General features: G+C 40.5%; 18 protein-coding genes. 14 read left to right on the top strand and 4 right to left on the bottom strand.

The window, feature by feature from the left end; genetic code table 11:
- Positions 1-47 precede the first annotated feature (47 nt).
- The 5 genes from cysT to F4W09_RS01370 all read left to right on the top strand — a co-directional run bounded on the left by cysT (position 48) and on the right by F4W09_RS01370 (position 5,217).
- Positions 48-881: a sulfate ABC transporter permease subunit CysT gene (cysT, locus tag F4W09_RS01390; RefSeq protein WP_016166852.1), complete on the top strand. Its 834-nt coding sequence runs from the start codon at positions 48-50 to the stop codon at positions 879-881.
- Positions 878-1,768 (top strand): sulfate ABC transporter permease subunit CysW, encoded by an 891-nt coding sequence (cysW, locus tag F4W09_RS01385; protein WP_151503775.1) that lies wholly within the window; start codon positions 878-880, stop codon positions 1,766-1,768. Before cysT ends, cysW begins: the two co-directional genes overlap by 4 nt.
- A 14-nt stretch (positions 1,769-1,782) precedes the next feature.
- Positions 1,783-2,844, top strand: a complete 1,062-nt coding sequence (locus F4W09_RS01380; RefSeq protein WP_016166854.1) for a sulfate/molybdate ABC transporter ATP-binding protein — start codon at positions 1,783-1,785, stop codon at positions 2,842-2,844.
- A 50-nt stretch (positions 2,845-2,894) separates the two neighbouring features.
- The gene (locus F4W09_RS01375; protein ID WP_016166855.1) at positions 2,895-3,818 is read left to right on the top strand and encodes a CysB family HTH-type transcriptional regulator; all 924 of its coding nucleotides are present in this window, start codon (positions 2,895-2,897) and stop codon (positions 3,816-3,818) included.
- A gap of 190 nt (positions 3,819-4,008) precedes the next feature.
- The gene (locus tag F4W09_RS01370; RefSeq protein WP_151503774.1) at positions 4,009-5,217 is read left to right on the top strand and encodes an OmpP1/FadL family transporter; all 1,209 of its coding nucleotides are present in this window, start codon (positions 4,009-4,011) and stop codon (positions 5,215-5,217) included.
- A 64-nt stretch (positions 5,218-5,281) separates the two neighbouring features.
- Here F4W09_RS01370 and carO read toward each other — a convergent pair whose 3' ends face one another.
- Positions 5,282-5,989, bottom strand: coding sequence for an ornithine uptake porin CarO (carO, locus tag F4W09_RS01365; RefSeq protein WP_151503773.1), 708 nt, complete (start codon positions 5,987-5,989; stop codon positions 5,282-5,284).
- A gap of 291 nt (positions 5,990-6,280) precedes the next feature.
- Between carO and dapD the strand changes: the two genes are divergently transcribed.
- From dapD to F4W09_RS01335, 6 genes are all read left to right on the top strand, one after another.
- Positions 6,281-7,102: a 2,3,4,5-tetrahydropyridine-2,6-dicarboxylate N-succinyltransferase gene (dapD, locus tag F4W09_RS01360; RefSeq protein ID WP_016166858.1), complete on the top strand. Its 822-nt coding sequence runs from the start codon at positions 6,281-6,283 to the stop codon at positions 7,100-7,102.
- An 82-nt stretch (positions 7,103-7,184) separates the two neighbouring features.
- Entirely contained in the window at positions 7,185-7,895 is a 711-nt protein-coding gene (gene queE, locus F4W09_RS01355) for a 7-carboxy-7-deazaguanine synthase QueE (protein ID WP_044739961.1), read from the top strand.
- A 29-nt stretch (positions 7,896-7,924) separates the two neighbouring features.
- Positions 7,925-8,593, top strand: coding sequence for a 7-cyano-7-deazaguanine synthase QueC (gene queC / locus F4W09_RS01350; RefSeq protein WP_044739960.1), 669 nt, complete (start codon positions 7,925-7,927; stop codon positions 8,591-8,593).
- Positions 8,594-8,609: 16 nt separating this feature from the next.
- Positions 8,610-9,020: a hypothetical protein gene (locus F4W09_RS01345; protein WP_016166861.1), complete on the top strand. Its 411-nt coding sequence runs from the start codon at positions 8,610-8,612 to the stop codon at positions 9,018-9,020.
- Between the two features lie 72 nt (positions 9,021-9,092).
- Positions 9,093-9,791 carry a Dph6-related ATP pyrophosphatase gene (locus F4W09_RS01340; RefSeq protein WP_151503772.1) on the top strand — a complete coding sequence of 233 codons (699 nt, stop codon included), beginning with the start codon at positions 9,093-9,095 and terminating at the stop codon, positions 9,789-9,791.
- Positions 9,792-9,794: 3 nt separating this feature from the next.
- A complete protein-coding gene (locus F4W09_RS01335; RefSeq protein ID WP_104441729.1) occupies positions 9,795-10,253 on the top strand; it encodes a peroxiredoxin in 459 nt (152 codons plus the stop codon).
- Positions 10,254-10,299: 46 nt separating this feature from the next.
- Here F4W09_RS01335 and F4W09_RS01330 read toward each other — a convergent pair whose 3' ends face one another.
- Positions 10,300-10,905 carry a LysE/ArgO family amino acid transporter gene (locus tag F4W09_RS01330; RefSeq protein ID WP_151503771.1) on the bottom strand — a complete coding sequence of 202 codons (606 nt, stop codon included), beginning with the start codon at positions 10,903-10,905 and terminating at the stop codon, positions 10,300-10,302.
- Positions 10,906-11,046: 141 nt separating this feature from the next.
- Between F4W09_RS01330 and F4W09_RS01325 the strand changes: the two genes are divergently transcribed.
- Complete coding sequence (locus F4W09_RS01325; protein ID WP_151503770.1) at positions 11,047-11,937, top strand: LysR family transcriptional regulator ArgP; 891 nt, start codon at positions 11,047-11,049, stop codon at positions 11,935-11,937.
- A gap of 1 nt (position 11,938) precedes the next feature.
- On the opposite strand, the gene F4W09_RS01320 is transcribed toward F4W09_RS01325, so the two are convergent.
- Both F4W09_RS01320 and F4W09_RS01315 read right to left on the bottom strand, forming a co-directional pair.
- Complete coding sequence (locus F4W09_RS01320; RefSeq protein WP_244948525.1) at positions 11,939-12,457, bottom strand: YceI family protein; 519 nt, start codon at positions 12,455-12,457, stop codon at positions 11,939-11,941.
- Positions 12,458-12,570: 113 nt separating this feature from the next.
- On the bottom strand, positions 12,571-13,140 hold the full coding sequence (locus F4W09_RS01315; protein WP_151503768.1) for a nicotinate-nicotinamide nucleotide adenylyltransferase: 570 nt from the start codon (positions 13,138-13,140) through the stop codon (positions 12,571-12,573).
- A 109-nt stretch (positions 13,141-13,249) separates the two neighbouring features.
- On the opposite strand from F4W09_RS01315, the gene F4W09_RS01310 reads away from it, so the two are divergent.
- Complete coding sequence (locus F4W09_RS01310; protein ID WP_151503767.1) at positions 13,250-14,050, top strand: enoyl-CoA hydratase; 801 nt, start codon at positions 13,250-13,252, stop codon at positions 14,048-14,050.
- Positions 14,051-14,164: 114 nt separating this feature from the next.
- Complete coding sequence (locus F4W09_RS01305; protein WP_104441723.1) at positions 14,165-14,947, top strand: nitroreductase family protein; 783 nt, start codon at positions 14,165-14,167, stop codon at positions 14,945-14,947.
- The last annotated feature ends 254 nt before the right edge of the window (positions 14,948-15,201 follow it).

The raw sequence follows: 15,201 nt of genomic DNA, 5'->3' as shown, positions 1-15,201 counted from the left end.
TTTACTGATTTTATTTGATCAGTATTCTCACATTTTGAGGAATTGTCATGTCGCAGCGATCCCGAGTGCTGCCAGGGTTTGGACTTTCGCTAGGTTTTACCCTCGCCTATTTATCTTTAATTGTACTGATTCCACTTTCAGCAGTTTTTATTCGATCTCTAGATATTGGTTGGTCTGGCTTATGGGAAATTTTAAGTTCTGAACGTATCTTAAAAGCCTTGCAACTCAGCTTTACTACTGCACTCTTAGCAGCGATCATTAATGTTGTTTTTGGCTTATTACTGGCATGGTGCTTGGTTCGTTATCGTTTTCCTGGTAAACGCATTGTCGATGCCTTGGTCGATTTGCCTTTTGCCTTACCCACTGCGGTGGCTGGTATCGCGTTAACTTCACTTTATGCACCTACAGGTTGGGTTGGACAATATCTCGATCCTTTAGGTATTCAAGTGGCATATACCCCTATCGGGATTACGCTTGCGCTTATTTTTATTGGCATTCCTTTTGTAGTTCGTACTGTTCAACCTGTATTAAGTGACCTAGAAACAGAACTCGAAGAGGCAGCATCTGCATTAGGCGCGAATCGTCTGCAAATTGTGACTAAAATTATTTTACCCATTTTATTCCCTGCGCTACTCACAGGTTTTGCTTTGGCATTTGCACGTGGTGTTGGCGAATATGGCTCTGTCATTTTTATTGCTGGTAATCAACCGTTCAAAACTGAAATTGCACCCCTCATGATTATCTCTCGTTTGGAAGAATATGATTATGCTGGTGCAACCACCATTGCTGTGGTCATGCTGTTAATTTCATTTGCACTACTCTTTTTAATTAACTTATTACAAGCATGGGCAAGTCGTCGTACAGGGAGAAATGCAATATGAGCTTAGTTACCAACAGCAATGCCTTTGCTGAACGCCTACAGTCTCGTGACGCCACTCGTGAACCTGTTTGGGTCCGTTACACTTTACTGAGCATTGCCTTAATTTTTTTCTTAAGCTGTTTAATTCTTCCGCTTATTCTGGTTTTTGTAGAAGCCTTTAAGCAAGGGATTGCAGTTTATATTCAGGCTCTAGTCGATCCAGACACTTTGTCTGCGGTCAAACTTACCTTACTTACAGCGGCAATTGCAGTTCCATTAAATGTAGTGTTTGGCGTAGCGGCAGCATGGTCGGTCGCTAAGTTTAATTTCCGTGGAAAATCTATTTTAACCACCTTAATTGATCTGCCATTTTCTGTTTCACCCGTTATTGCAGGTTTAATGCTGGCACTAATTTTTGGTACGCAAGGTTGGATAGGGAATTGGTTACTCGACCATGACATCAAAATTCTGTATGCAGTCCCAGCGATTGTACTTGCAACTGTCTTTATTACCGTTCCTTTTGTGGCACGTGAGCTTATTCCGCTTATGGAAGCACAAGGTACTGAGGAAGAAGAAGCTGCAATGGTTCTCGGCGCTTCAGGTTGGCAAACCTTCTGGAAAGTCACCCTGCCAAACATTAAATGGGGTCTGATTTACGGTGTAATTCTGTGTAATGCACGGGCTATGGGTGAGTTTGGCGCGGTATCTGTAGTTTCAGGACACATTCGTGGAGAAACCAACACCTTACCCTTGCATGTCGAAATTCTTTATAACGAGTACACCTTTAGTGCGGCTTTTGCAGTGTCCTCCTTATTGGCTCTATTGGCGATTGTTACCTTGATTTTGAAAACTTGGGTTGAATATCGTCAGGAAAAGCAAAACAAAAGTAACAGCAGTTCAAGTCTTTAAATAGGAATGTCCCCATGAGTATTCAAGTCAAAAACATTGAAAAGAACTTTGGTGCATTCCATGCACTTAAAAATATTTCTTTAGATTTCCCAGAAGGTCAATTGGTGGCTTTGCTTGGTCCTTCAGGTTGCGGTAAAACCACCCTGCTCCGTATTATTGCGGGTTTAGAATCGGCAGATGGTGGACAGGTGATTTTAGAAGGTCAAGATGCCACTGATGTACATGTCCGAGAGCGTCAAGTTGGCTTTGTATTCCAACACTATGCCCTATTCCGTCATATGACTGTCTTTGACAATATTGCCTTTGGTTTACGAGTTCGTCCACGTGCAACACGCCCTTCGGAAGCAGAAATTAAAAAACGTGTTACCCGTTTACTGGATTTGGTTCAGCTTGGTTTCTTATCAGACCGCTATCCTGCTCAACTTTCAGGTGGACAACGTCAACGTATTGCCTTGGCCCGTGCCTTAGCGGTTGAGCCACGAGTATTGTTGCTGGATGAACCTTTTGGTGCACTCGATGCCAAAGTACGTAAAGAACTACGTCGTTGGTTACGTACCTTACATGACGAATTGCACATTACTTCAATTTTCGTGACGCACGATCAGGAAGAGGCGCTAGAAGTTGCCGATCAAATTGTGGTAATGAACAAAGGCAATGTCGAACAGATTGGTTCGCCTCGCGAAGTCTACGAAAAACCTGCCACACCGTTTGTCTTTGACTTTTTAGGTCAAGCCAACCGATTTGAAGGTCACAATCATCAAGGCATTATTCAATTGGGTGAAGACCGTATTCAGTTAGATGCTGCTCAACATGTGCCACATGGCAATGTCATTGCCTTTGCACGTCCGAATGAATTACGCATTCATACCCAACCCCAAGACAATGCAATTCAAGCCACATTCTTACGTGAAATTTGGATTGCAGGCAAAGTCTTGGCCGAGTTACAAGACCGTCAGGGCAACCTGATTGAAATCACACTCAGCCCAGAAGAGTCAAAATTACACCAATTTAGACCAAATCAAACTGTTTGGTTGAGTGCAACTGCATTACACTTATTCGAAAATCAAGTCGCATAGAGACATAGAGGTGAGGCATCAACACCTCACCCGCTTTAAGGTATAGAGAAATGAATTTCCAACAACTCAGAATTATTCGAGAAACAGTGCGACAGAACTTCAACTTGACCGAAGCATCTGCTGCCTTATATACCTCTCAATCTGGGGTAAGTAAACATATTAAAGACTTAGAAGATGAATTAGGGGTTCAATTATTCATTCGTAAGGGTAAACGTCTACTGGGATTAACAGAACCAGGACAAGCCTTACTCGGCATTGTGGAGCGGATGTTGGTCGATGCCGATAATATTAAACGTTTAGCCGACGATTTTAATAAAGTAGATGAAGGGACTTTGACCATTGCTACTACGCACACCCAAGCGCGTTATGTCCTGCCGCCAATTGTGAACTTATTTAAAAAAGAATTTCCTAAAGTTCACCTTATTTTGCAACAAGCCAGCCCTGTTGAAATTACGGAAATGTTGTTACAAGGCGAAGCGGATATCGGTATTGCTACAGAATCTTTGACTACTGAAGATAATTTGGCCAGTGTGCCATTTTATAACTGGCAGCACTGCATTATTACCCCACAACAACATGAGCTAGCGCAAAAAGAAAACATTGAATTGGCTGATTTAGCACATTACCCATTAATTACTTATCACGGTGGTTTCACGGGTCGTTCTAAAATTGATAAAGCATTTGAAGATGCCCATATCGATGTCGATATTGTCATGTCTGCACTGGATGCCGATGTCATCAAAACCTATGTTGAACTCGGTATGGGCGTTGGTATTGTCAATAATGTTGCTTACGACGCTGAGCGTGATTATCGCTTAAAGCAAATTCAAACTGATATTTTTGGTGTAAACACCACATGGCTTGCAGTACGTAAAGGGCATTTACTGCGTGGTTATGGTTATGAGTTTATTTCACTTTGCTCACCAGAAACTGATATTAAAGCTTTGAAAAAAGTCGCATATCCTGAAGAATAACTATCAACATGGAGGTAATGCACTGTATTACCTCCATGTTATCAACTCAACACTACAATGCTCAAATGTGCTATTCACAAAAATGTGAATGACATAAACCTCTTGCTTCACTCTGTAGAATTCCACACAATAACAATCACTCGCACACCAAAACAAAACCTCTTTTTATAATAATTCAGAGTATTTTAATATGTGGGTGATCCGAACATTTACATCTATAGTTATTTTTATTCCCCCCACATTGCAAGCGGGTGGCATGGAGTTGTCTGGTCAATCCATTTGGCCTTTTTTTGAAAAAGGCAATTATGCCGAATTAACCTTCGCCCGTTTAAATGCAGATATTTCAGGTCAAGTCCAAAATCAAGCTGAATTGGCTGAAATTGGGGTCACTGACTTTTCCACTGGAAACTTTGTGGAAAACCGTAATTTTGTACAGGCTGCTTTAAAATTTCAGCCTCATCCGAAAGTTTCATTCGGTCTCATCTTTGATCAACCCTTTGGTGTCGATATCCAATACCTTTATCGCCCCAATACCGTGATTGGACCGATTGAGATTGAAGCTACAGATATCAATTTTGACAGTCACAATATAACTAGCCTATTTGGCTATCAGCCTAATCCTTCGTGGCAAATTTATGCAGGTCTCGGCATACAAAGCTTTGAAGGCAACTTAGATGTGTTTGGACAAAGTTTCTATTTTTTAAATGGATACCGCGCCGAGTTTGAAAAGGATCATGCCCTAGGTTGGCTTGCAGGTCTAAGTTATCAAATTCCAAAATACGCATTACGCAGTAGCCTAACCTATCGCTCGGCAATTAAACATCAAGTGCATGTAAATGAATCAATTCAGAACCAGCCTATTCACTTGACGACAGCAAAGAAAACTACAATAGAAACACCCTCTTCAGTCAATCTGGATTTCCAAACAGGACTTTCACCCCAAAATCTGTTGTATGCTTCACTGCGCTGGGTGAATTGGAGTGACTACATCATTCAGCCGACTCAGTTTGCCGCCATTATTGAAAGTGCAGCGCAATATGCCCCTGAAATTGCTTCTTTTAACATGATTCAATATCAAGAAGATCAATGGTCTGGAAAAATTGGCATTGCGCATCAATTCAGTTCGCGCTGGGTCTCTACTCTTGATATGAGCTGGGACTCAGGGAACGGTAATACAGCTTCGACCTTAAGTCCTGTCGACGGTTACTATGGAGTTGGTCTAGGCGCCCTCTATTACTGGCAACCTCAGTCCTTCTTTGCTTTAGGAACACAGTATTTACGCTTTAACAAAGCCAAAACTGTAGCGCATGCGGGAGAGAACACCAAACTTGCTACTTTATATTCAGTGAATCAAAATGATGCATGGGTATTTGGTGGAAAAATCGGACATCACTTTTAGCTGATATTGTATGAATGTATAAAAAACGGGCATTTAGCCCGTTTTTCTAGAATAAGATTATCTCTTAGAAGTGATAACTTACACCGAGTTTCGCCACTGGCATCCACTCATATTTATCGTCATTTTCGACATTACGTTCGTGTTCAGCCAATAACGCCTGATCCGCTGCTGTACCACCGACACCTGTCAGTCTAGCTTGTGGATTACCTGTGTAGTAAGCACCTACCTCACCAAACACACCAACCTTGTCATTGATTTTAGGTGCAAAACCAAGACCTAAGTAAGGTGCAATGTCATTGTTATAGCTAACTTTACCTGTCACAGACTCAAAACTGGTTGGAGTCCCATCAATCTCGATATTACCGCTACCTGCTTTAGATTTGAGCGTATATTCACTATCGACATAACCCACACCTGCTGCCATATAGAGTGAATTTGCCCACATGTTCGAGCTTGTGCCCCAAGGACGTACTTCAGCATTTAAATATGTAAGGTTATTCTTCATGTCCATGTCGTATTTTACGCCATCAACAGACAAGTCATCTGACCAAGAAACATCACCACCATTGTAACCTAGAGTTACGCCAACATACGGGTTCGCGGTCCAAGTGACTGCGCCACCGTATCCAGTCGTTCCTGCTTCAGCACGCACAGAAGTAGGAATAAGCTGATTAGAAACACGACCATCATTAATTACAGGTTCTTCTGCCATTGCAGTCCCTGCAAAAGCGGTCATTGTTGTTGCAATTGCAATTAAACTTAATTTTTTCATTGCTGGTCTCCTCAGAAGATTAAACTTTTAATCGTGAAGTTGTTTTGATGAACTCATGCTAGACCAGAACATCGGTGCTTTTTATGAACGATTTGCTTAGTTTTTGTTAACTTTTGATACATATTTCATAAAATATAGTTTGCAAACACTTATTTGTTTAAAAACTTATACAATTTAACATAGGTTTTTACTGAACTATCTTAATTATTAATTCCGATGCTAAGACGATTTTTCATCTATTTTTGGGCAAATATAGTGTAAAATCTTCAAAATTTTTTTGGAAGGAAGATCATGTCTCAGCTTTCGACAATTATCGAACAAGCCTTTGAAGACCGTGCTAATTTCACAGCAGCAGACTGTTCTGCTGAAATTCGTGACGCTGTAGAACAAGCGATTGCAGGTTTAGATAATGGCTCATTACGCGTAGCTGAAAAAATCGACGGCGAATGGGTTGTTCACCAATGGCTTAAAAAAGCAGTGTTGTTATCATTCAAATTAAACGACAACAAGCCAATTGAGTCTTGTGATCTTCGTTTCTACGACAAAGTTGACACTAAATTCTCTGGTTGGACTGAAGAACAATTCAAAGCTGCGGGCGTACGTGTTGTACCACCAGCTGTTGCACGTAAAGGCAGCTTCCAAGCAAAAAATGTGGTGTTGATGCCATCTTATGTCAACATTGGTGCTTATGTAGATGAAGGCACAATGGTTGATACATGGGCAACTGTAGGTTCATGTGCACAAATTGGTAAAAACGTTCACTTGTCTGGTGGCGTAGGTATCGGTGGCGTACTCGAACCATTACAAGCAAACCCAACCATTATTGAAGACAACTGCTTCATCGGTGCACGTTCTGAAATCGTTGAAGGTGTGATTGTTGAAGAAGGTTCTGTCATTTCAATGGGCGTATTCATTGGTCAATCAACCAAGATTTATGACCGTGAAACTGGTGAAATCCACTACGGCCGCGTACCAGCAGGTTCCGTGGTTGTTTCTGGTAGCCTTCCTTCTAAATGCGGTACTTACAGCTTATACGCTGCAATTATCGTGAAAAAAGTTGACGCGAAAACTCGTGCTAAAACGAGCTTGAACGAATTATTACGCGAAGACTAATTTTTCAAACTGCTTTTCGGTCTCTACGGTCAGGTATGGTCGTAGAGATTTTTATTTTTCTATCTTGTGGTTATCTTGTGCTATGAATACTCTCCGATCTTCAGCTATTCCTGTTTCTGATCCGGCTGCGGGCTTACGCATCACGGAGATTTTCTATTCATTACAAGGTGAAGCCAATACAGCAGGACTGCCAACGGTATTTATCCGTTTAACAGGTTGTCCACTACGCTGTACCTATTGTGATACCACTTACTCTTTTGAAGGTGGTGAACGCCAATCGCTTGATCAAATTATTCAAACCACACTCGATTTTAAAACTCCGTATGTCTGCGTGACAGGTGGTGAACCCCTCGCACAGCCGAATGCCTTACCGTTAATGCAACGTCTAGCAGATCTGGGCTGTGAAGTATCTTTAGAAACCAGTGGTGCTTTAGATGTGTCTAAAGTTGACCCTCGTATTTCTAAAGTTTTAGACCTTAAAACTCCAACTTCGGGTGAAGAACAACGTAATTTGCTCAGCAATCTAGATCATCTTACTCAACATGATCAGATTAAGTTCGTGATTTGCAACCGTGAAGATTATGAGTGGTCAAAACTACAGGTCGCACAATACCAACTACAAGATAAAGTCAGTACCGTTTGGTTCTCCCCTGCTTTTGCTGTAGAAAAAGGTGCTGTGCGCTTACCACAACTTGCGCGTGATTTAGCGCAATGGATTTTAGAAGACCATCTCCCTGTTCGCTTCCAATTACAGTTACATAAATTGTTATGGAACGATGAAACTGGTCGTTAATTGCTTTTAAATATTTTGGAGATTTGCATATGCGCCCTCGTGCCATAGTCTTGTTATCAGGCGGCTTAGACTCAACTACTTGTTTAGCTTGGGCGCAAGCACGTTATGAATGTATGGCTATTAGTTTTATGTATGGTCAACGCTCTACCACAGAGTTAGATGCTGCAAAAGCCCTAACACAACGTGTTGGTGTTGAACATCGTATTATTAATATTGATTTAGGTAACTTAGGTGGTTCTGCTTTAACAGACCATAGCATTGATGTACCAGAACAACTCCAAGAGGGTATTCCTGTAACTTATGTTCCAGCACGTAACACCATTTTCTTATCTTATGCTTTAGCAGCAGCAGAAGTTTTTGGTGCAGAAGCCATTGTGATTGGTATCAATGCTGTTGATTATTCAGGTTATCCTGACTGTCGACCAGAATATATTGAAGCTTTTGCCAACATGGCACGCTTGGCAACCAAGGTGGGTGTTGAAGGAAAACCTCTTAAATTTGAAACACCTCTGTTACATTTATCCAAAGCAAATATCATTCGCTTAGGTATAGAACATGGCGTAGACTATAGTCAAACGGTGTCTTGCTACCAAGCAGATGACCAAGGACGTGCTTGTGGTAAATGCGACAGCTGCCGCTTACGCAAACAAGGCTTTGAAGATGCAGGCGTAGCAGACCCAACACGTTACATACCGTAATTACAGGGTACAGTTTATGAAAAATTTAAAATCAAACATTATTCTTTCTACATTGGTTTCTGCAGCTGCATTGTTCGCAACAGCTTCACATGCTGCTGAGTCAAACAAATTACAAGAAGCCTATAAAAGCACCAATGTAAAAGCTGCGTTAATTAATGTTTGTAAAGAAGAAACAGCTAAAGGTAATAAATTATCTAGCGCTGAAGTAAGCAAATACTGTACTTGTGCAGTCGAGGCAGATGGTAAATTGACCAATGCTCAAAAATGGGAAATTCAAAGCGCAATTAACCAAAAGAAAAGTCCAAGCACCTTGGCTTTTGTTCAAAAGCAGAATAAAGATTTACAAGCCTGCTTTGGCCCTCAGTTAACGACAAAATTAAAGTCATTAACTGAAGCGGCAGTGAAAAACGCGCAAGCGAAAAAATAATTCGCTCAATATGAATGAAGCCTGCTTTATGCAGGCTTTTTCTATGTCACAAAATTGATAGAACTTGAAACTATGTGCAATGAATGGAATACAAACGCTCAAGGTCAAAAATTTGTTGCGTCCTATAGTGGAGGTAAAGACAGCAGCCTCGCCCTCTATCAAGCCATGCAAATGGGTGAAGCCGTTGCACTAATAGTGATGCTTGAAGAACAAGGCTTAAAGTCACGCTCACATGGGATGTCACTCGACATTATTCATGCACAGGCCAATGCCATTGGATTACCTATTTTTACGGCTTCCGCCACTTGGCAAGATTATGAAAGTCATTTTATTCAACTGCTACAAAAAGCCCAAATCTTAGGCGCAGAAACGTTGGTTACAGGCGATATTGACTTAATGGCACATGCAGAATGGAACCAATCTGTTTGCGATAAAAGTCAGCTCAGTTTATGTATGCCACTTTGGCAACGTCCACGTTTAGACATTGTGCAGGAATTTATTTCACTAGGGTTTCAAAGCATTATTGTGACAGTCAATCTGAACTTAGGCATGAAAATTGAAGATCTGGGACAAATTCTGACACTGGACTATATACAAGAGCTTGTAGCCAGAGGGATTGACCCTTGCGGAGAAGCGGGTGAGTTTCACACGACAGTGATTAATGGCCCAATTTTTAAACATGCACTCAACATTATGAAAGGTGATATTCTCTATCACGAAAATTACGCCTTTTTACCCCTTGAACTAGAACAACACCAGATTGAAGGATGAACCATGACAGAGACAATTCAACTTCCAAATCAAACTTTCCCTACCACTACAGGCGAAATCAACTTAACTGAAGTACCTAGTGAATGGTTAATTGTTTATTTCTACCCGAAAGATTCAACACCAGGTTGTACCACACAGGCCGTTGGTTTTTCATGTTTAAAAGACCAGTTTGATGCACTGAAAACTACGATCATTGGTGTTTCACGTGATTCGGTTAAAGCCCATCAAAACTTTACCGAAAAACAGGCGTTAACCATTAATTTAATCAGTGATAAAGAAGAAGTTCTGTGCAAACACTTCGATGTAATTAAAGAAAAGAATATGTATGGCAAACAAGTCATGGGCATTGAACGCTCTACGTTCATTTTCCATCAAGGCAAACTCGTAAAAGAATATCGTAAAGTCAAAGCTGCGGGACATGCAGAACAAGTTCTTGCTGATTTAAAAGCTTTACAAGCTTAATCAATAGAGCCGCTGTAATGATTACTCAACTCAGCGGCTTTTATCATTAAGTATTTAAAATTAAAGACAGTGCGATACCCCACATAATCAAAGCAATTAAACCATCCAAAACTCTCCATGCTTTAGGATTTTCAAAAACTGGTGTTAATAGTCGTGCCCCATATCCTAAACTGAAAAAGAATAACCATGATGCAGTCATAGTGCCCAGTGCAAAATAGAGTTTACTCTGCTCAAATTGGGTTGAGATTGAACCAATCAGTACCACTGTATCCAAATAAACATGTGGGTTTAGCCAAGTTAATGCTAAACATACCAACAAGATCTGACCTAAATTAGTTTCATTTTGCTGCGCTGCATGCAACCCCTGATTCGATTTAAAAGCTGCTAACAAATGTTGAAAGCCATACCAAAATAAAAATAATGCACCTGCCCACTTTGCCATTCCGAGTACAGACGGGTAATGCTGAAGCACCACAGAAAAACCTGTGATTCCTAATAAAATTAAAATTGAATCGGACAGCGCACAAACAAAGCAGACCCAAAATACAGATTGTTGTTTTAAGCCCTGTTTTAAAACAAAAGCATTTTGCGCTCCAATCGCTACAATCAGACTAAAACCAATCGCGATGCCCTGTAAATACGTTTGTAACATGACTTTTTCAACTCTATTTTTGCTCCATCGCATTATCAATCATTTTTTATTTAACTAAATAAAACTAAAAAAATATCAATTTAACTCAATTTATCTTAGATTATAGCCTTAGCTTATTCATGAATAAAACTGAGCCCTTCCATGCTAAATAGTAAACAATGTGATGCATTTTTAGCTGTCGCTGAAACAGGCAGTTTTGATTTGGCCGCCGAACGCTTATGCATTACGGCTTCGGCAGTCACCATGCGCGTACAGAGTTTAGAAAAATCTTTGGGGCATTTGTTGATTGTACGTGAGCGTCCTTGCCGTGCCACTCAGGCAGGCCTATCTTTATTGCACTATTTGCAGCACAGTAGATTACTTGAACAAAATTTAATGCAAAATTTGACGGGTAAATCCGCAGAATCTGCATTTTATCAAATCAATATTGCTACCAATGCTGACTCCCTTGCCACTTGGTTATTACCCTTGCTCAAGCAAAACTTAATTGAAAACAAAATTGTGCTGCAATTTCAAGTTGATGATCAGTCACATACACATCACTTACTTGAAGCAGGGCTAGTGAATGCGTGCTTAACCACTGAACCTAAGCCAATGAAAGGATGTATCGCAGCCTATTTAGGTAAAATGCATTATCGCTTTGTTGCAACACCACAATTTAAACAACAATGGTTTAAACAAGGGGTAAATCGAGAGACTTTACGTCTTGCTCCTGCCCTGATTTACAACGAAAAAGATTTCATGCATACAGGCTTTATCCAGCAAAAATTTGGACTTAACCCAACCCAATACCCCCATTTTTTTATTCCCTGTTCGACTGCATTCGTAGATGCAACTGTAATGGGTTTAGGGTATAGCTGGCTTCCAGACTATCAAGCAAATCCATATTTACAGTCGGGCAAACTCATCGAAGTTTCAGAAGATTTAAGCATCGACTTAGCGCTCTATTGGCATCATTGGAAACAACAATCGGCTCAACTTGAGCAACTGACACAGCTCTTGACCCAAAAAGCTCAGGAGCTTCTGAATTAATTCAGTCGCTTTTTTTCCATTGCCCAATCACCTGAATCTTTACTTTTTCACCAACACCACCGAAAGCTTTTTTCATGCCAAAATCGCTGCGGCGGATTAGGGTATACGCTTCGACATCTAACAGATCTGAATTATTCGAATTTGGAACTAATTTGGCATTAAACGAAATTGGACGGGTCACGTCTCTTAAGGTCAAATTGCCGAGAATCTGATAACGATGATCTCCAAGTGCTTTAAATTGAGTGCTGGTAAATGTCGCTGTTTTATATTTTTCTACATAAAATAGGTCTGGGCCCAAAACCATCTGTTTGAATGAGGGTTTATTTAAGTCGATACTGATGATATCAAGTATCACCTCGGCTGTGGCTTGTTCAGGTTGTTGTGGATTAAACTGTAGGCTGGATTGGACTTTTTCAAACTGACCTTTCACAAAAGTCATGCCAAATGTATCTATATGAAAACCAACTTCAGAATGGGGGGTTAAATGCCACGAACTTGCCCGAACAGATTGCATAGACATAAGTATGGCAAGTACATAACCGCACCTAGAAAACCAAAATAGAAATGAAGTTCCATAAGGTTCAACGTGACATATCATATCCATTCCCTCATACGAGGTGATGAAAATATAGTTTACTCAAGATTAGTTTTGTCTTGGGTCTGGTATTTGTGTTGTAATTGTTGATAGATCACGCTTTGCATAAAGTTTTGTAAAAATGCAATCGTGCCTTGCGGGAAAGTCTCTTCCCAAATTTCACCACGATAAAAAGCTTCGCGCATCGGTGTTGCAGACATCGCACCTTCTAAACTATCAATTTCAACCATTTCCCATTCTGGAAAAAGTTCTAAATAATAAGAAGATTCATCTTTAAAATGCCCAATCAACCCCACTTTATGTTCAGGTTTTACCACAGTTGCCACTAAGCTTTTGACCAAATTCACCCATTTTTTATCATTATAAACATCAACAACATGTACAAAATGAATTCGCGCTGCATCTTCCGCAGAGAAGTTCGACAAAATCATCTGTTCACGTTCTTGAGCGGTAAATGGGTTTTTAATATTCCGTTCCATCTGCGCCGAACCCAATGCCAAAATAACATGGTCGCTCAACTCCAATGCAATTTGAATGGTTCGCATATGTGCCAGGTGAAAGGGCTGAAAACGACCAATAAATACCAGATAATCAAATGTATGTTTCATAGAGAATGAACTTTTTTATGAACTCATCAGTAGCAGCGTTATTGTTTAAGATACGACATAATGGCTCATAAAATTTAACTTAACTAAATTTTAAAGCAAGGATAGTACGATGACACTCAGTTGTATTCAACAACCACATGAACATTTAAATGCAAATTTAGACAACGGTATTTTGACTTTAGCCATTAACCGTCCAAAAGCAAAAAATGCATTGTATGGTGAATTGTATTTATGGATTGCTCAAGCCCTTGATGAAGCGGATCAATCTAAAGATGTACGCGTGGTGATTTTACGAGGTGAAGATGCCGATTTCACTGCGGGAAATGACATGCAAGACTTTATGCAATTCATTCAATCCCCATTACAAGGTAAAGCTGGCGATGCACCGCCATTTGTGGTGTTAAAAGCAGCAGCACGTTTCTCTAAACCATTAATTGCTGCGGTGCGTGGTGTAGCGATTGGTATTGGCGTGACTATTTTGCTTCATGCTGATCTTGTGTATAGCGACCAAACTGCTTTATTCCAAATTCCATTTGTGAGTCTTGGACTTTCACCTGAAGGTGCAGCCAGCCAATTACTGATTCAACAAGCGGGCTACCACAAAGCGGCTGAATTATTATTTACTGCCCAAAAATTTAACAGCGAAAAAGCCGTTGCTGCGGGTCTAGTCAACAGCATTGAAGAAGATGTTTATGCAGCTGCACTCAAGCAAGCGCAAATTTTAGCTGCACTACCTTTGGCATCTTTACGTCAAACCAAGGCACTCATGAAACATAATCTAGACAGCATTGTGGACTGTATTGACCATGAAGCCGAGATTTTCATGAAACGGGTATCTTCACCAGAAATGGCTGAAGCCGTTGCTGCATTTATGCAAAAGCGTAGACCTGATTTTTCTCAATTTAACTAATTGAGTATCAAAAGGGGCATTTTGCCCCTTTTGTTTTAGCTCACTGAAATACAACAACAGGGTCACTACACCCGATATATCCTAAAGCCACAACATTTAAAATTTATAAATCTCATGACAAATACCAACCAACCTAACTTCATTACAGATGAATCAGGTAAATCTCGTTACTACGAGCCTGCCCCGCAAGATATTGATGTTGCTAATTTCCGTAAGGTCATTGAAAGCCGCCGTTCAGTACGTAAATTTACTGATCGCACAATTCCTAGCGACGTTTTGGATGCCTGTTTAGATTTAGCGCTGCTCGCGCCCAACTCATCCAATTTACAACCGTGGACTTTTTATGTCGTACAAAGCCCGAGCAAGAAAAAGCAATTGATAAAAGCCTGCCTAAACCAATTGGCAGCAAAAACCGCGGCTGAACTGATTGTCTGTATTGCACGTACGGACCGTTTGGATGATATGGCAAAACGCAACATCAGTGAATTTCCGTTCCCCGAAACGCCACCCGCGGTACAAAAATATTATCGCGTCATTCCCTATAACTACAAAACAGGCTATTTCAATGCGTTAGGCAACGTCAAAAAAGTCGCATTCAAATTGGTTCGAACATTTGATAAGCAATTGCCTGTTACTGCTTTTAACTCTGCCGATGCTAAATTATGGGCAAGTAAAACCACAGCGTTGGCGTGTGAAAATCTGGTTTTGGCTTTGCGTGCCTATGGGTTTGATAGCTGCATGATGGAAGGTTTTGATGAGCCAATGGTTCGAAAAATCTTAAAACTAAATGACCAGCAATATCCTGTCATGGTCATTGCAGCAGGCGAACGTGCGAAAGACGGCGTGTTTTTCCCACAATACCGTTTTGATCGTGAGTTATTTATTCAGAAGGTTTAACGATTTTTCTAGATGGAATCTTTTCAATAAGATTCTAGTTAATAGAATAACCTTCGGTTCGGCCTACTTTTCTTTTGGGAAAAGTAGGCAAAACCTGAGGTGCGACTATAGCAGCGCAAGATCTGCAAAACTCGGCTAATACCGTTTGCATTTCAATGCATCGCAGAACCATTTTTTTCATAATTCGTCCTGTCTCAAACAATTGCAGATGAAATTTCCGTGTATCTAATTTTCAGTTTGTAAAAGCTATTTGG

Source organism: Acinetobacter tandoii (assembly GCF_008867985.1).
GTDB classification, from domain to species: domain Bacteria; phylum Pseudomonadota; class Gammaproteobacteria; order Pseudomonadales; family Moraxellaceae; genus Acinetobacter; species Acinetobacter tandoii.
Note: the sequence above shows the minus strand (reverse complement) of the source record. Positions and strands in the feature narration are given on the sequence as shown.